Annotated in this window: 15 protein-coding genes; 6 read left to right on the top strand and 9 right to left on the bottom strand. The window is 68.2% G+C overall.

What is annotated here, in order from left to right:
• Positions 1-48: 48 nt before the first annotated feature.
• Genes ITJ69_RS06150 through ITJ69_RS06140 form a run of 3 tightly spaced genes read right to left on the bottom strand, consistent with a single transcriptional unit; the run spans position 49 to position 2124 of the window.
• On the bottom strand, positions 49-885 hold the full coding sequence (locus ITJ69_RS06150) for an alpha/beta hydrolase (RefSeq protein WP_194672314.1): 837 nt from the start codon (positions 883-885) through the stop codon (positions 49-51).
• Positions 872-1543 carry a hypothetical protein gene (locus ITJ69_RS06145; protein ID WP_194672313.1) on the bottom strand — a complete coding sequence of 224 codons (672 nt, stop codon included), beginning with the start codon at positions 1541-1543 and terminating at the stop codon, positions 872-874. Before ITJ69_RS06145 ends, ITJ69_RS06150 begins: the two co-directional genes overlap by 14 nt.
• Positions 1540-2124 (bottom strand): TetR family transcriptional regulator, encoded by a 585-nt coding sequence (locus ITJ69_RS06140; protein WP_194672312.1) that lies wholly within the window; start codon positions 2122-2124, stop codon positions 1540-1542. The genes ITJ69_RS06145 and ITJ69_RS06140 overlap by 4 nt, the downstream gene beginning before the upstream one ends.
• A gap of 258 nt (positions 2125-2382) precedes the next feature.
• On the opposite strand from ITJ69_RS06140, the gene ITJ69_RS06135 reads away from it, so the two are divergent.
• Positions 2383-3531, top strand: a complete 1149-nt coding sequence (locus ITJ69_RS06135; RefSeq protein ID WP_194672311.1) for a hypothetical protein — start codon at positions 2383-2385, stop codon at positions 3529-3531.
• Complete coding sequence (locus ITJ69_RS06130; RefSeq protein ID WP_194672310.1) at positions 3528-4688, top strand: ABC transporter permease; 1161 nt, start codon at positions 3528-3530, stop codon at positions 4686-4688. Before ITJ69_RS06135 ends, ITJ69_RS06130 begins: the two co-directional genes overlap by 4 nt.
• 104 nt (positions 4689-4792) lie before the next feature.
• On the opposite strand, the gene ITJ69_RS06125 is transcribed toward ITJ69_RS06130, so the two are convergent.
• Entirely contained in the window at positions 4793-5371 is a 579-nt protein-coding gene (locus tag ITJ69_RS06125; protein ID WP_194672309.1) for a TetR/AcrR family transcriptional regulator, read from the bottom strand.
• 168 nt (positions 5372-5539) lie between these two features.
• Between ITJ69_RS06125 and ITJ69_RS06120 the strand changes: the two genes are divergently transcribed.
• Positions 5540-7957: an MMPL family transporter gene (locus tag ITJ69_RS06120; protein ID WP_323743010.1), complete on the top strand. Its 2418-nt coding sequence runs from the start codon at positions 5540-5542 to the stop codon at positions 7955-7957.
• A gap of 72 nt (positions 7958-8029) precedes the next feature.
• On the opposite strand, the gene ITJ69_RS06115 is transcribed toward ITJ69_RS06120, so the two are convergent.
• The 4 genes from ITJ69_RS06115 to ITJ69_RS06100 form a co-directional block, all read right to left on the bottom strand.
• A complete protein-coding gene (locus tag ITJ69_RS06115) occupies positions 8030-8221 on the bottom strand; it encodes a ferredoxin (protein ID WP_194672307.1) in 192 nt (63 codons plus the stop codon).
• A 31-nt stretch (positions 8222-8252) separates the two neighbouring features.
• On the bottom strand, positions 8253-9470 hold the full coding sequence (locus ITJ69_RS06110; RefSeq protein WP_194672306.1) for a cytochrome P450: 1218 nt from the start codon (positions 9468-9470) through the stop codon (positions 8253-8255).
• Positions 9471-9540: 70 nt separating this feature from the next.
• Positions 9541-10755, bottom strand: a complete 1215-nt coding sequence (locus ITJ69_RS06105; RefSeq protein ID WP_194672305.1) for an NAD(P)/FAD-dependent oxidoreductase — start codon at positions 10753-10755, stop codon at positions 9541-9543.
• Complete coding sequence (locus ITJ69_RS06100) at positions 10752-11408, bottom strand: TetR/AcrR family transcriptional regulator (RefSeq protein WP_194672304.1); 657 nt, start codon at positions 11406-11408, stop codon at positions 10752-10754. The genes ITJ69_RS06105 and ITJ69_RS06100 overlap by 4 nt, the downstream gene beginning before the upstream one ends.
• Positions 11409-11659: 251 nt before the next feature.
• Here ITJ69_RS06100 and ITJ69_RS06095 point away from each other — a divergent pair, with 251 nt between their 5' ends.
• Positions 11660-12313 carry a hypothetical protein gene (locus ITJ69_RS06095; protein ID WP_194672303.1) on the top strand — a complete coding sequence of 218 codons (654 nt, stop codon included), beginning with the start codon at positions 11660-11662 and terminating at the stop codon, positions 12311-12313.
• On the opposite strand, the gene ITJ69_RS06090 is transcribed toward ITJ69_RS06095, so the two are convergent.
• On the bottom strand, positions 12310-14163 hold the full coding sequence (locus tag ITJ69_RS06090) for an FUSC family protein (RefSeq protein WP_194672302.1): 1854 nt from the start codon (positions 14161-14163) through the stop codon (positions 12310-12312). The two genes, ITJ69_RS06095 and ITJ69_RS06090, sit on opposite strands and share 4 nt — an antisense overlap.
• Before the next feature lie 100 nt (positions 14164-14263).
• Between ITJ69_RS06090 and ITJ69_RS06085 the strand changes: the two genes are divergently transcribed.
• Both ITJ69_RS06085 and ITJ69_RS06080 read left to right on the top strand, forming a co-directional pair.
• Complete coding sequence (locus ITJ69_RS06085; RefSeq protein WP_194672301.1) at positions 14264-14779, top strand: YybH family protein; 516 nt, start codon at positions 14264-14266, stop codon at positions 14777-14779.
• Positions 14776-15591 carry a coniferyl-alcohol dehydrogenase gene (locus ITJ69_RS06080; protein ID WP_194672300.1) on the top strand — a complete coding sequence of 272 codons (816 nt, stop codon included), beginning with the start codon at positions 14776-14778 and terminating at the stop codon, positions 15589-15591. The genes ITJ69_RS06085 and ITJ69_RS06080 overlap by 4 nt, the downstream gene beginning before the upstream one ends.
• Positions 15592-15639: the final 48 nt, after the last annotated feature.

The following is a 15639-nucleotide window of genomic DNA, read 5'->3' as shown; positions in this document are numbered from 1 at the left end:
CGCGGAGCGATCCGCGGGGCCGTCGTCGTGTCCGGCCTCGTCGTCGGGTCAGGCGTGCGAGCGCAACCAGTGTTCGAACTGCGACATGCCCTCGGCGAACGGCTTGCCGCGCTCGGCGCCGAGGAACCCGTGGCGGGCGGTGAGGACGAGCTCACGGACATCTGTGCCGGTGCGTCGGAGCTCGCTCGCGAACGCGTGTCCGGACCGTCGAAGTCGGTCGTTGCTCGCGTCCAACAGGAAGGTCGGCGGCATGCGGCGTTCGACTGTGCCGCCGGGGAACGCTCCACCGGGGACCAGGAGAGCCGGGTCACCGACGTAGTTGAGGTTCATCCGACGGAGCATCTCCGGGTTGAACGCCCACTTCGCGAGTCGCCCGCGGAGGTCGGCTTCGACGGTGTCGTCGTCGGGGAGCTCGGCGTGGAACGTGCCGTAGGCGAGGAACAGCGACCGTACTGTGGCCGGATCGCTCGCCTCGAGACGGATCGCTGCCGCCGCCGCGAGGTTCGCTCCGGCACTCGCTCCGCCGATGTGAATGCCGCCACCCGCTTCGTTGCTGAGCGAGACCGCGACCGCGACCACGTCGTCCAACCCGGCCGGGTAGCGCCCGTGGTGCGGCTGCAGGTCCGGTTCGCGCCAGGGATTGGCTGCGGGTGCAAGCCGGTAGTCGATGGTCCGGACGGTGAACCCGGCACGTGCGAGGTGCCGGGCGGGCGCGTCCGATTCGCGCTGGTTGAGTCCTCCGCTCGTGAACCCGCCGCCGTGGACCCACAGCAGTGGACGTCCGACGGGTTGTGCGGATCTCGGGGCGTAGTCGCGGACGTCGACCGTCCCTCGAGCGGTGGCGATCCGGCGGTCGCGGATCGTGATGGGCTCAGGCTTCGACACGTGTGGTGCGCTCCTCGGTGGTCGGCATGGGGACGGCGCGCGCGAACGCGCGGACGGATTCCTCACACGCGGCGAAGGTCGTCGGATCGACGATCGGTCGGGACGGCGCACCCTCGAACGTCCCCACGAGCGCCTGCCGGAGTGCGGCGGCAGCGACGGTGAGGTGCGTCTCCACGACGAGCCGCTCGTCCTCATGCGCCACTGCCCGCAGCGCTGTGCGACACGCCGACTCTGCGTCGTGGTGCAGGGTCAGGACCCGACGGCGCAGCGTCGGTTCCTGTTCGACGATCCGCGCGAGCTGTTCCGCGTTCGCGTGGACGAGGAAGGCGGACGCGATGGTGCGGTGCACCCAGCGGGCACCTGCCACGATGCTCTCCGCCCCGCTGAGGGCTGCGCCTGTGAACAGGATCGCGTCGTCCTCGCTCGGCGTTGTGAGGTCCGTGAGACCGAGGATCGCGTCTTCCTTCGTGGCGAAGTAGTTGAAGAACGTCCGCGACGACAGGTTCGCGGTCTCGGTGATCCGATCGATCGTGCAGTCTCCGGAGCGGCCGGACGCCAGACGGAGCGCGGCTTCGTGGAGGGCGATCGCGGCACGGCGACGCTTGATCGCTCGGAGGCCGTCTTCAGGACTCTCCGGCGGGTGAGCGACGACGCTCATGACTCAGCGATCGACGGGGTGACGATGGCCTGGAGCACCGGTCCGTAAAGATCAACGACGTCGTCGATCTCGGCAGCGAGCACCGCAGGGTCCTCGGCGATCCAGACCGTCAGCATGAGGCCACTGAGCTGCGCGGCGAACAGGCTCGCCCGGAGGGGCGCGTCATCCGTGCCGAGCCGGTCGATGAGTGGAGCGGCGAGGACTTCGTGGGTCGTGCTCTGGAACTTCCGTTGGACCTCCGGACGGTCGGATGCCCGGATCAGCGCCGAGAAGGCGCCACCACCGGAGTTCGACTTCCGTGACTCCAGGATGAGTCGGACCGTTCGTCTCCCGAGGCTGTCGAGTGGTCCGTCGATCACTGCCTTCCATTCATCGGGGAGCGTCATCGACTGGAGGAAGAGCCCCTCTTTCGAGCCGAAGAGCCGGATGACGATGGCAGGGTTGACGCCGGCTTCGGCCGCGATCTCCCGGACGCCGGTCATGGCGAACCCGCGCTCGGCGAAGAGGCGTGTCGCCGCGGTGTGGATCGCCTGTTTGACGGCGGCCGACCGGACGCCCGGACCGGATGTGGTCGCGGTCATGGGTGCTCCTCGGTGTTCGGGCGGCGCGGGTGGAAACGGGTGGCTTCCGCGCGAGGCGACGATAGCGGACCTGGCGATCCTGAGTACTTCCGCAGCCACATGTCTCCTCCGATCCAAGCACGCGAGTTGCGCAAGTGCAAACGTCGTTTACAGTGTAAACAACGTTTGCACTTATCCCTCTTTGGAGTCTCGTTGTCCGAGCCATCACCCACGCCCACAGCGCCCCAAGCGCGACCGACGCCGTCGATCGTGCAGGTGTTGTCCGGGTTCCTCCTGCCGCTGTTCTTCCTCATCGGGCTGCCGCTCGGTCTCGTGAGCGCGTTCCACGCGCCGTCCCCGCACGATCTGAAGCTGCTCGTCGTCGGACCTGAGCAGGTCGTGACGAAGATCACCGACGGCCTCGACAAGACCAAGCAGTTCAAAGCGACCCAGACCGACGTCGTGTCCGAGGCGCGGACGCAGGTCGAGAACCGCGACGTCGTCGGCTCGATCAAGATCACGGCGGAGCAGCCCGCGGCTGGTGCGTCGACCACCGCCGCTGCTGCCACGAAGCCGACGTACACGGTGACGACCTACGTCGCGAACGCCGGCGGCCGGTCGGCGGCCGCCGCTGTCGAGGGCGCCGCAGCCAACGTCGCCTCGCAGCTCGGCGTGACACCCAAGGTCGTCGACGTCGCGCCACTGGCGAAGACCGACACGCTCGGCACCACGCTGTTCTACCTGCTCACCTACACGTCACTCGGCGCGTACCTGACCGTGATCGTGCTCACCCAGGTGATGCCGAAGGCACGACTCCGGGTGCGCTTCGGTGCCGTGGCCGCCGCAGCGGTCGTCGCGCCGCTCGTGGTGTTCGGGCTCTCGTCGATCGTTGTCGGTGACTACGGTCAGAGCTTCGGCACGATCATGGCGCTGCTCGGGGTCGATGCGATCTCGGTGCTGACCGTCGGCACGATGGCGATCCTCATCCAGTCGTTGCTCGGCAACGGGGCGATGTTCGGGATCATGGCGACGGTGGTCATGCTGAACTTCCCGTCCGCTGGCGGTGCAGTCCCGGCCAGCATGCTCCCGCCGTTCTGGGCTGGACTGCACAATTTCTGGTTCGGTGCAGGGGCGTACGAGTCCTTCCGGTCCATCGTCTACTTCGACGGTGCGCAGCTGGGCAGGTGGTTGCCACAGTTGCTGGCGTGGACCGTCGGGCTCATCCTGCTCACGCTGGTCGTGCACTTCGTCAAGCGTTCGAACCGGCAAGGCAAGGAGCTGGAGGAGCTCCGTCCGGAGCCGACCCCAGCTGGTCCGACGCACCGACACCTCCAAGCCGACAAGTACGAGACCGTCGCCGCCTCCGCGAACGCGGCCGACGACGACCCGCAGCGTTCGATCACCACCGGAACGGAGATGGCGCGATGAGCGACCGTCCAGAGAACCAGCACGCCGCTCATGCCTCGCACGAGCGGATGAGCATGCCCGAGAACCACCTCGACACGGTGGTCTCGACGAACTCGATCGACACGACCAAGCGTGCGTCGATGATGACGAAGATCATCTCGGTGGTGCTCCTGCCGCTGTTCCTCATCTCGGGCTTCACGATCGCGTACACGACGGCGCAGTCCGCACCGAAGCCGCACGACATGGCGTTGACCATCGCTGGTCCCGCGGCGACCACGAAGTCGATCGCCGCGAAGATCGAGGACCGTTCCGGTTCGGCGTTCGACGTCACGAGGACGACGAGTGCATCCGAGGCGCGCAAGGCCGTGGAACAGCGTGACGCGGTCGGTGCCGTGATCATCGACGACGATCAGGTCACCACCGTGACGGCATCTGCCGCCGGCCGCATCGCCGTGGCGCCGATCCAGGAGGTCGGCCAGCAGGTCGCGAAGGAACTCGGAACGACCGTGAAGGTCGTCGACGTCGCTCCCGTCACCGACGAGGACACGTCCGGTACCGCACTGTTCTACTTCATCCTGCTGTGCACGGTCGGCGGCTACCTGTCGCTCACCGTGATCAGCCAGATCCTCCCGCGTGCGCGAACCCGGACGATGCTCGCGACGGCAGCAGGCGCAGGTGTGCTCGCCCCGATCATCGGGTTCGCGATGATCAGCATCTTCGTCGGCGACTTCGGCGCGACCTTCGGGGACATCGCCGCGGTGATCGGGATCGGGATGCTCTACACGTTCACCGTCGGCTTGATCGCGACGCTCTACACCAGGGTCCTCGGGCAGGCGGCGATCTTCGCAGTGCTGATCACGCTCATGTTCCTGAACTTCCCGTCGACCGGTGGCAGCGCCCCCGAGTCGATGTTGCCCGGCTTCTGGCAGGTCATCCACAACGGGTGGGTCGGGTCCGGTGCGTTCGAGGCAACGCGAAGCATCGTCTACTTCCACGGTGAGCAGGCCGGCCGCTGGATCGGCCAGCTGTCGATCTGGACGGGTTCCGCCCTGCTGCTCACCGTCCTTGCCGGAGTCGCGCACAGCCGCAAGCGCGCGAAGCTCGAGGCTGAAGAAGCGGCGAACCCGGGTTCGACGGCGCTCTCCAGTGACGTCGCGGTCGTCGGAGGCGCGATGTAGCCGTCACGGCGATGCAATGAGGGGCCCGGGTTCACCCGGGCCCCTCGTTCGTCTTGCCGTCGTCCGCTCGTCGTGTGCGCTCAGTTCCCGCTCGTCGTGTGCGCTCAGTTGAGGTGGGGCGCGACGATCAGGCGGACCGTCGCGGCTGCGTCGTCATCGGAGAAGGGGCCGCCGGCGATCGCTCGGACGACGATCATGCCGAAGAGGGACTGACTGATGAGCTCACCGGACACATCCGGTGACAGGGCGGCGCATCGTTGTGCGAGCTCGACGCGCGACGGTACTCCTGTACCGCCCCCGAGTCGATCTCCCATCTGCGCGACGATCTCCGGCGTCTCCAGGGCCGCAGAGAGCACCGAGCGGAGGAGTTGGATGTTCCCGTCGATCTGGAGGAATGCGAAGACCCCTGCGAGCCACGTCGTGAGGTCGTCGACCAGGTCGTCGGTCTGCGGCACCGGGAACTCGTCGGCGAAGAGCAGCTCCTCGACGAGACATTCGGCGATGATCGCGGACTTCGACTTGTACCAGCGGTAGATCGTCTGCTTCCCGACACCTGCCTGCTGGGCAATGCGCTCGATCGAGACGCCGTCGTAGCCGCGGGTCTCGATGAGCGCTGCAGTGGCGTGCAGGATCGCCTGCCGCGCGGTTTCGCTGCGGCTGACTCCGGGTCGTCCTTGAACCATTCCTGAAGAATATCTCAAACCGAGACGGTTCGTACCGGTTTCTCAGGTGAGCGAGATTACGGTACGGAACGTCTCGTGTTTGATTCTGCAACCACGACCGTCATCGAAAGGGTTTTCGTGGCACGCCTGCTGCATCGTCTCGGCCGCTTCTCTGCTCACCGTCCATGGGTGGTGATCGTCGCGTGGATCGTCATCCTCCTCGGTGCGGGAGGTGCATGGCTCGGGGGGCACGGCACCCTCACGAGCGAGATCAGCATCCCCGGCACCGCGACCGAGAAGGTCCAGGACCGACTCGAGAAGATCCTCGACGGCTCCGATCAGGGCTCCTCGACGATCGTCGTCCACACCGCGGACGGCGACCGGTTCACTGCCGCGCAGCGGTCCGACCTCGCTGCGCTGATCAAGCGGGTCGGAGAGGTCGAGGGCGTCGACACCGCTGCGGATCCATTCGCGTCCGCCGCCGACCGAGCAGCGCAGGCGCAGAAGCTCGAAGACGCCACCGCACAGGTGACCAGCGGCCGCGCTCAGCTCGCCGCCGCCCGCACGCAGCTCACGAACGCGATCGAGCAGGCGAAGGCCGCAGGAACGTACGATCAAGCGGCCGCGCAGTTCGACGCCCAGAAGGCGCAGCTCGTCAGTTCCTCGGACGAGCTCGACGACCAGGCGAGCAAGCTGGAGCAGGGCAAGGCGCTCGCCGACATGGCCGAGGACATCCGCACGGTCTCGAAGGACGGGAGCACGGCGATCGTCTCGGTCACGTTCGACGCGTCCGCCGCCGACGTCACCGACAGCGTGAAGGAACACGTCCGCGACGTGTTCTCGGACGACCACGTCGCAGGTGTCGACGTGGACTACGCGAAGACCCTCGCGCCGACGACTTCGGCCGGCGGGGAGGCCGGCGAGATCGTCGGCATCGTCGTGGCGGCGATCGTCCTCATCATCATGCTCGGAACGTTGGTCGCTGCCGGACTGCCGCTGCTGAACGCGCTCCTCGGGGTCGGTGTGAGCGTGCTCGTCGTCCTCGCCTTCTCGAAGCTCGTCGACATGAACGAGACGACCCCGGTACTCGGGCTCATGCTCGGCTTGGCCGTGGGCATCGACTACTCGCTCTTCATCATCAACCGTCATCGGACGCAACTGCGCGAGGGCATCGAACTCCGTGAGTCCATCGCACTGGCGAACGGAACCTCCGGAACGGCGGTCGTGTTCGCTGGATCGACCGTCGTCATCGCGCTCCTCGCCCTGTGGGTGACCGGCATCCCGCTCATCGGGATGATGGGCGTCGCCGGCGCCGCGGCGGTCGCTGCCGCGGTGCTCATCGCGATCACACTCACGCCTGCGCTGCTCTCCCTGATGGGGCACCGGGTGCTGCCGAAGCGAGCGTGGCGAACGATAGCGCTCGGCGGGACGGACCAGAAGTCCGCGCGGGCCATGAGCACCGGGCGCGCGGTGATCACGACCATCGCGTCGGTCGTGGTACTCGGGGTGGTTGCACTCCCGGCCCTCCAGATGCGGCTCGGGCTGCCGGACGACTCCTCGGAGCCGCACTCCTCGACCCAGTACCGAGCCTTCGAGCAGATCGACAACGCCTTCGGTCCCGGGCAGAACAGCCCGCTCGTCGTCGTCGCCGATCTGCCCGAGGGCGTCTCCGACGGAGACCTGACCGCTGACGAGGTCAGCATCGGGCAGCGTCTGATGGCGCTCGACCACGTCGACGCAGTGGCCCCCGCCGCGACCTCGGACGACAACAGCGTCATCGTGTACCAGCTCCTGCCGACCGGCGGGGCGCAGGACGCGAGCACCGAACAGCTCGTGCACGACGTCCGTGACCTCACCATGGACGATGGCGACGTCACGTTCTCGGTTGCGGGGAGCGCGAGTGGGAACATCGACATCAGCGAGAAGATCGCGCAGTCGTTGCCGCCCTACCTGGCGATCGTCATCGGCCTGTCGATCCTCATCATGATCATGGTGTTCCGATCGATCCTCGTCCCCGTGATCGCGACCGCGGGCTTCGTGTTGTCCCTGGCGTCGGCGATCGGTGGCGTGACGGCGATCTTCCAGTTCGGGTGGCTCGGTGGACTGTTCGGTGTCGACAGCGGCGCTCCGGTACTGAGCATCCTGCCGACCCTCCTGGTCGGCATCCTGTTCGGGCTGGCGATGGACTACCAGCTCTTCATCGCATCGGGCATCCGTGAGGCGTTCGTGCACGGTTCGCCGGCGCGAGTCGCGGTGACGAAGGGCGTCAACGCTGGCCGGACCGTGGTCACCGCAGCGGCGATCATCATGGCCGCGGTGTTCGCCGGGTTCATCTTCGGTGGGAGTTCGGTGGTCAAACCGCTCGGCTTCGGGCTCGCGTTCGGCGTGCTGATCGACGCCTTCGTCGTGCGGATGCTGCTGATCCCCGCGGTGCTCCACCTGCTGGGTCGCGCCGCGTGGTGGCTGCCGAAGTGGATCGACCGGATCCTGCCAGACGTCGATGTCGAGGGTGCGAGCCTCGACCGGCCGGTCGTCGCATCGGGTGCCCGGACCACGGGCGTCGATGCCGACACCGACGCCGCGCCGGAGAGAGGTACCGCGCGGTAGTCGGATCGCCGCGAACGGCAAGAGGGCCCGGATCACTCCGGGCCCTCTTGCTGTTCGGTGGTCTGCGCGGTGCTACTCCACGCGGATCGCGAGTGCTGGACAGACGGCGGCGGCCTCCTGCGCCTCGAGGAGTTCGTCGCCCTCGACGTCCTCCTTGAGCAGCACCGCGATGCCGTCCTCGTCGCGCTGGTCGAAGACTCCCATCGCCGCCATGACGCACTGGCCACTCGCGATGCACTTGTCCTGGTCGAGCAGTACCTTCATCGTTGTTCCTCCTTCTGGGATGGGCCGGTCGTCACCAGGCGACCGGGAGTTCGTAGACGCCGTACACGGTCCCGTCCGTCTTGAACGGGATCTCGTCGAGCTCCACGGCACGGCGGAGGGTCGGGATCCGACGGAAGAGCGTCCCGTACACGACCTGCAGCTCCATCCGCGCCAAGGGCTGACCGAGGCACTGGTGGACGCCGAAGCCGAACGCGATGTGCGCCCGTGGGTTCCGCGTCAGGTCAAGACGGTCCGGGTCCTCGAACACGGCCTCGTCACGGTTGCCGAGGTCAGCGGCGACGATGACGCCGTCACCTTCGTGGATCGTGACGTCCCCGATCTCGATGTCCGCCGTGGCCACACGCCGTCGCCCGGCGTGCAGGATGGTGAGGTATCGGAGGAGCTCCTCGACGGCCGACGCCACGTGCGACGGTTCCGGCGCTTCCTGCAGCGTTGCCAGTTCCCCGGGATGTTCGAGGAGCGCGAGCGTTCCGAGAGCGATCATGTTCGCCGTCGTCTCGTGCCCGGCGATGAGCAACAGGACGCCCATCTGCGACGCTTCGTCGAGCGTGAGCTCGCCGTCGACGACGCGCGCGCCGAGGTCGGAGAGCAAGTCCTCCTCTGGAGCCTCGATCTTCTTCTCCAGGAGCTGGGTCAGGTAGGTGCTGAGCGCGCCGAGCGCAGCCCGGCGGTCGTCCATCGTCGACGTGCGGCGGACGATGGCGCTGCTGTTCTCCTGGAAGTGGTCGTGGTCTGCGTACGGCACGCCGAGCAGTTCGCAGATGACCAGCGACGGCACCGGTAGGGCGAACGCCTCGACGAGGTCGACCGGCTGGGGGCCGGAGAGCAGCCCGTCGATCAGGTCGTCGACGACCTTCTGGACGCGCGGACGGAGCGCCTCGATGCGCTTCACCGCGAAGGGCGCCGTGACCATGCGGCGGAGCCGTGCGTGGTCGGGGTCGTCCATCAGGATGAAGCTGACGGGGGATCCCTGCCCCTCGGCTCCACCTGCTTGCGCCGGGTAGCCCGACTTCGATGGGTCGGAACTCACCCGCGAGTCCGCGAGCACCTTGCGGGCGTCGTCGTAGCGGGTCACGAGCCAGGGGGTCGTGCCGTTCGAGATCGAGACCCGGGTGATCGGTTCGTCGTGCTGGATCCTCCGGGCGCTCGGTGGGGGATCGAACGGGCAGCGGCCCTCACGTTCCATGGGGAACGACGGGGCCGTGTCGGACGGAGCGGTGGTGGTCATACATGTCCTCCTGTGCTTGTCGAACGGGTCGTGCACGGTGCCGTCGCCACGATGAGGGGACGGCGCCTCGTCAGTCCGCGGGGCCGAGTGCCGACGCGGACCGGGTCTTGATGCGGTCGAGGAGTGGCCGAGTGCGCAGGCGGGCCTGCTTCGGCATGGCCCAGCCGAGGACGCCGATGGGTTCCCCGTCCTTCGATCCTTCGAGGACGAACCGGTCGTCCTCGAGCGCGCCGTCGACGAGCGCGACGTGGTCGGCGTCGGCCATCGAGCCGTACACCTGGACGCGCTGGCCGTACTGGTCCGACCAGAAGTAGGGCAACGGCGTGTACGGAGCTCCCTCACCGAGGATGTCCCGAGCGACGGCGAGACCCTGCTCTGCGGCGTTCGTCCGGTTCTCGAGCCGAAGTCGTTGGTCGAGGCCGATGTGCTGCCAGCGGGCGACGTCCCCCACCGCCCAGATGCCTTCGCCCGCACGGCAGTACTCGTCGCAGACCACGCCGTCGTCGATCGTCAGACCGCTGTCGACGAGCCAGGACGTCTGCGGCTCGGATCCGACGGCGATGACCACGGTCGCCGCGTCGAGTTCGGTCCCGTCGCTGAGCTCCACGGTCCGCACCCGCCCGGACCGCCCTCGCAGCGCCCGGACCCGCTTGCCGCCGATCAGCCGGACGCCCGCTTCCTGGTGTCGTCGCGCGAGGACCGCGGACCCGACGTGGCCCAGGGATCCCGCCATCGGCGTCGCGCTGGAGCCCACCAGGGTCGTGTCGATGCCGCGCTGCGCCGCGGTGGCCGCGATCTCACTGCCCAGCACTCCGTTGCCCACGACGACGAGCGGGCCACGCTTCTCCAGCTGGCCGCGAAGCGCGACGGCGTCGTCGAGCGAGCGGAGTGTGTGGACGCCGAACAGGTCCTGCGCCCCTGGGAGCCACCGTGCGTCGACCCCGGTCGCTATGACGACGGCGTCAGCAGTGAAGCTGCGCCACATGTCGGTCTCGACGGTCCGGGTGACCGTCTCGAGCGCGACCGCGCGCTCTCCGAGCACGAACTGTGCCTCCAGCTGGGCGAGGACCGTGTCGTCGCGGAGCGCGACGCGTTCCCGCTCCCACTCGCCGGACAGGAACTGCTTCGACAGGGGCGGTCGGTCGTAGGGCAGGTGGACACCGGACTCGACGAAGGTCAGTCGGCCCCGATGCCCCAGGCGCCGGAGCGCCTCGGCTGTGGCGAGACCACCAGCGGATGCGCCCACGACGAGGACTGACCGGTCGCGGGGATCCTGCGCGGTCATGCGCGGGCACCGTCGCGCTCGGCAGCGGACGAGGGCGCGAGCCAGAGGCCCGTCAGGGCGTCCGTGAGTTCGCGTGCGAAGGTGAGCCATTCCGCCGACGAACCCGGTTCGCCTGCGGCCTGCTGCTCGCGTTCGGCGTACCCGAGGATCATCAGCTGGCTGCACATCTGCTTGCGCCGTGCGGCGACCTGGTCCGTCAGTGCAGGCCTGCACCGGTCGAGGCCCGCCATGACCTGGTGCAGGGAAGGAGCATCGAGTGCTTCGCGCACGATGATCGTTCGATGTGCGGGATCGTTCACGAGTTGGGACGAGAACCGCGCATACCACGTCGGGTGCGGGAGCGTGTCGAGGTGGATGGCCAGCGGCCGGACGAGCGCGTCCATCCAGTCGCGGGCATCGGTGGAGCCGCTGATCGCCGCCACGGCGTCATCCCGGACCGTCTCGATCGCTCCCTGATGCCGGTGGACGATCGCCTGGATCAGGTCTGTCCGGCCGCCGAAGTGGTAGGCGACGGCCGCGTTGTTCCGCTGATGCGCGAGTTCCACGATCTGGCGGTTCGTCACCGCGGACGTCCCGTGCTGTGCGAAGAGGGACTCGGCTGCGTCGAGGATCGCCGTCCGCGTTGCCGTGACCTGTTCTGCTCTGCTCCGCATGGTCGGCTGGGACGGTCTCGGATCGGTGTGTCCCGCACCGCGTTGCATCACCATCGTGCTCTTCCTCGTCGTCGGCCCCATGTGCACTCCATACCCAGCACCATTCGTAAGTCAAATCGCTTACTTGAAGTCGAGGAACTTCCCAGCGACGTGTCCGCAGGACGGAGGACAGCTTGGTAGCGTGCACCTTCGATGAGCGTGGGCAGGACTGGATCGACCATGACGACCGACCCGTGCGACGAGGCTGCCTGATGGCCGGCTTCCGCCCTTGGGCGCCCCAGCCGGACGCCGACGACGGCGTCCGGAGCGCGGTCGTCGCAGCCGTCAACGAGTTGGTCGCGGACGGGGTGCCGATCGGGTCGGACGTCGACCTGATCGCGGACCGCGCCGGGCTCCGCAAGCGGGACGTCTTCGATCGGTTCGACTCGATGGAGACCATCGTCGAGGCAGCGTGCCGAGCGGTGCTTGAGCGGATGCGCGCTTCGGTCCGCGAGAGCATCGTCGTTCCGGTCGGAGTCTCCGATCAGGTCGCGGTGTTCGAGGGGCTGCTCCGCTCGCTGCGGGCGGGCATCACGCCATCGTCGGTCGCGCACCTGTGGCGAGTGTTCGACGGGCAACGACGACGTGCCGCGCGGCTCGCCGTGCTCGTCGACGCAGAAGCAGGCCGAGCCGCGCACGACGTGACCGAGGCGCTGCTCGCCGAACGTCCCGAACTCGACCGCTTGATGGTGGACGTGACGGTGCACGTGCTCATGAGCTGTGTCGGCGTCGCTGCGCAGCGATGGCTGGCCGAGAGCGGCGGGGTCATCGATGACGAGTCGGTCGCGCGCTGGGACGAACTCCACGAGGGCGCGGTCGCGGTGCTCCGGGCTGGTTACGCAGCGACGAGCGGCGACGTGGACTAACGCTGGTCCGCGAACGCGGCTCGTGCGCGTTCTGCGCGGCCATGGACGTCCTCGGCGAGCACTTCGACGGCGTCGTCCATCGGTGCTCCGTCCGCGCCGTCGGACTGCTCCGGGATATTCCCGGCGAGCGCATCCGACGCTCGATCGAGGGCCGCCCGGCCGTCATCCACGTCTGTCGCGCTCACGAAGAGCGCCGTCGCGAGGACGTCCTGCAGGCCGGCGCGGAGTGCGTCGAGGTCGCGACGCTGCTGGTCGGAGAGCTTCTCCTGGTCCGGGACGAGCTGCTGCGTCGCCGCGTGTGCGTCGCCGAGCAGGTCGGTACGCCGGACGCGTGCATCGCTCGTGACGTCGGCCGCCAGCGCGGCGAGGGCGGCTGCGGTGCTCGACGTCGCATCGTCGATCCGCGCCGGGATGTCCTTCGGGCGCCATGCCGGAACGACGACGAACCCGATCACGGACGCGACGAGCACGGCGATGGCGGTGAGGACGACGTACTCCACGATCACCTCCATCGGCTGCAGGTGCCGGAGTTCGGTGTTGATCCCGACCGACATCACGAGGATGCCCGCGACGCCGACCGCCGGACGTGCCGTGATGAACCACATCCCGACGAGCAAGCCGGCGATGCTGATCGGGAGGAGGAGCGCCGGCGGCAGGGCGATCACGACGAGGACGACGATCACGCCGCCGGCAACGATGCCGAGCAGCCGATCCCGGGCCTTGCCGAGGGTCGCACCCCAGCTCACCTGGATCAGGCTGAACGTCGTCATCAGCAGCGTGGGGACCAACGGGTCACCGGCTCGCAGGAACAGCGACACGAGCAGCACGATGAGGACCGCGAGAGCGGTCCGGAAGGCGTGACGCACCTGTACCGAGCCGTGCCGGAGACCCGCCCTGACCGCACCTGCCGCGAGCCTGGTGTGGAAGCCCTTCGGCACGTCTGCCCGCGTCGTGTCCCGGTCGACCACCGTCGTCACCATCTCGGACAGTGCGGCGACGACCTGGTCGGCAGAACGTGCCACGAGGGCCGGCGCGCCGGCCGGAGTGTGGATCGTCGTTGCCGAACGGAGCGCGGCATCGGTCTCGTCGTCGGGCACCTTCGCACGGATCGCCGACGCGATCAGTGCCGATCGATCGTCGCACTCGCCGAGGAACGTGTCGAGCTCGTCCTGGTGCGGACCGGTGCGGTGTGCTTCGAGCGTCCGCCGAGCCAGCCGGTAGCGTCCGGCCGCGGCGACCGTGCGTCCGAGCCAGACCGTCGGTCGGTCAGAGAGGAGCGTGTCGAGTGCTCCGGGCACGTCCGTCGACGAGCCGTCCACGATCGCAGCGATGGCCGAGCGGGTCGGTCCGCTCGGGTCCTTCGCGCCGAACAGCACCCGGAGCAAAGCGGCCACGGCCACCCCGACTGCGCCGGCGATGACGAGCTGCCAACCGTCGACCGCGCCGTTGATCGGCATCGCGTAGCCGAAGAGCGTGCCCATCCCGATGCCCAACGCGACCGCTTCGTACCGTCGCGCGCGGAGGGGGAGGAGCCCAGCGGCGAAGATCAGGACAGTGATCAGCGCGATGGCCCCGGGCCGGGAGACCTCCGCGAGCAGCCGAGGTCCGATCGCCCCCAACGCGACCAGCGGGCCGACGAACGCAAGGCGTCGCAGATCGGCGCGCAACGGACCGCCCATCGTCGCGATGAGGCTGAACATCGCGATGAAACCGCCGATGATCGAGGCCGCCCCGGCGCCGGCAGCCTCAGCCAGGAACAAGGTCGGGACCACGATGATCACCATCAGGACGATCATCGCCGGGCTGCCCTTCGGTCTCGCCGGCTTCGCGGACTGCATCTCGTCGGTCATCTCGTGCGTGCGCCTTCGTCGTCGATCCTGTGGACGATCACCAGTGTAGCGGGTTAGTGTAAACAGCGTTTACATGACAGGACTCCCGGAGGTTGACCACTTGGACCACTCAGCAGCGCAAGGCGCCATCCCGGAACGCGGCTTCTCGTTCCTCGCCGACGAAGTTCGGCGACCCGGGCCCTTCCCACGGGCCGAGGTCGAAGCCGCCCTCGAGACGTACTTCGCACTCTCGGCGGTCGGCACGACGACGGGGAACTGGGACCCCTGGGTCGATCTCTTCACCGAGGACGCCGTCTACGTCGAGCACTCGATGGGCGTCTTCCGTGGCCGCGAGGCGATCCGGGCCTGGGTGAAGGGCGCCACCGGCGAGAAGCCGATGCCCACGATCGTTGCCCCGGACTGGTACGTCATCGACAACGACCTGGTGGTCGTCTACACGCTCAACCAGCGACCGGCTCCGGACGGCGGCGACCCGTACCAGTTCATCGGGCTGTCGCCGTTCTGCTACGCGGGCGACGGCAAGTGGTGCTACGAGGAGGACATCACCAACCCGAACGAGATCGTCCGCACCATGGGGCTCTACCGCGTGGCCGTCGACCAGGCGGAGCGGGCGTGACCGGCTCGGACGTCGCCGTGGACTTCACCGACTACTTCGGCAAGCGCGTGGTCGTGACCGGCTGTTCGTCCGGCATCGGCCGCGCGGTCGCACGGACACTGCTCGACCTCGGCGCGGACGTCATCGGAGTCGACCGCAACGAGCCGGATCCATCGCTCCGACACTTCGTCGAGGTCGACCTCGGAGACCCGGATTCGATCCGGCGGGGAACCGAGGTCGTCGGCGGCAGCGTCGACGCGCTCTTCAACTGCGCCGCACTGCCGCCGATGGCACCGCCGATGGACCTGCTCCGCGTGAACTTCCTCGGGACGCGGCTACTCACCGAGCGGATTGCGGCGGGGATGTCCGACGGCGCCGCGATCGTGAGTACCTCGTCGGACGGCGGGTTCCGCTGGCGCAAGCGGCTGCCGCTCCTGCTCGAGTTCCTGGGGGCCGAGTCGTTCGACGCTGCGCTCGCCTGGTACGAGTCCAACGCGGACCGGGCAGGACACCCCTACGCCTTCGGCAAGGAGGCGCTCAACGTCTGGACGATGACGACGTCCTCGGCGCTCATCACCCGAGGGATCCGCATCAACACCGTGAGCCCGGGGTCGGTGCAGACACCGATGCTCGAGGCGATCGAGAACGTCTTCCCCGCGGAGATGCTCGATGCGACCACCCACGTCATCGGACGTCGGTCCACTGCTGACGAACAGGTCGCACCGATGCTCTTTCTGAACAGCCCGATGGCGTCCTACGTGAACGGTGCCGACCTGGTGGTCGACGGCGGACACTGGGCCCAGCTGTCCGCAGCTGGCGACCTCTGGGACTGACCACAACCCACCACGCAGAACCGACCCCAAGGAGAAGCAATGACGCCC

This window comes from Curtobacterium sp. VKM Ac-2887, assembly GCF_015350935.1.
In the GTDB taxonomy this organism is placed as follows: Bacteria; Actinomycetota; Actinomycetes; order Actinomycetales; family Microbacteriaceae; genus Curtobacterium.
The sequence above is the reverse complement of the archived record's forward strand: the minus strand, read 5'-3'. Positions and strand labels throughout refer to the sequence as shown.

What these genes read in the sequence shown, in the direction of transcription:
- ITJ69_RS06125 (WP_194672309.1), bottom strand. Translation starts at nt 5,371, where the DNA reads ATGGTTCAAGGACGACCCGGAGTCAGCCGCAGCGAAACCGCGCGGCAG.
- ITJ69_RS06100 (WP_194672304.1), bottom strand. Translation starts at nt 11,408, where the DNA reads ATGCGGAGCAGAGCAGAACAGGTCACGGCAACGCGGACGGCGATCCTC.
- ITJ69_RS06115 (WP_194672307.1), bottom strand. Translation starts at nt 8,221, where the DNA reads ATGAAGGTACTGCTCGACCAGGACAAGTGCATCGCGAGTGGCCAGTGC.
- ITJ69_RS06145 (WP_194672313.1), bottom strand. Translation starts at nt 1,543, where the DNA reads ATGAGCGTCGTCGCTCACCCGCCGGAGAGTCCTGAAGACGGCCTCCGA.
- ITJ69_RS06140 (WP_194672312.1), bottom strand. Translation starts at nt 2,124, where the DNA reads ATGACCGCGACCACATCCGGTCCGGGCGTCCGGTCGGCCGCCGTCAAA.
- ITJ69_RS06090 (WP_194672302.1), bottom strand. Translation starts at nt 14,163, where the DNA reads ATGACCGACGAGATGCAGTCCGCGAAGCCGGCGAGACCGAAGGGCAGC.
- ITJ69_RS06130 (WP_194672310.1), top strand. Translation starts at nt 3,528, where the DNA reads ATGAGCGACCGTCCAGAGAACCAGCACGCCGCTCATGCCTCGCACGAG.
- ITJ69_RS06095 (WP_194672303.1), top strand. Translation starts at nt 11,660, where the DNA reads ATGGCCGGCTTCCGCCCTTGGGCGCCCCAGCCGGACGCCGACGACGGC.
- ITJ69_RS06105 (WP_194672305.1), bottom strand. Translation starts at nt 10,755, where the DNA reads ATGACCGCGCAGGATCCCCGCGACCGGTCAGTCCTCGTCGTGGGCGCA.
- ITJ69_RS06110 (WP_194672306.1), bottom strand. Translation starts at nt 9,470, where the DNA reads ATGACCACCACCGCTCCGTCCGACACGGCCCCGTCGTTCCCCATGGAA.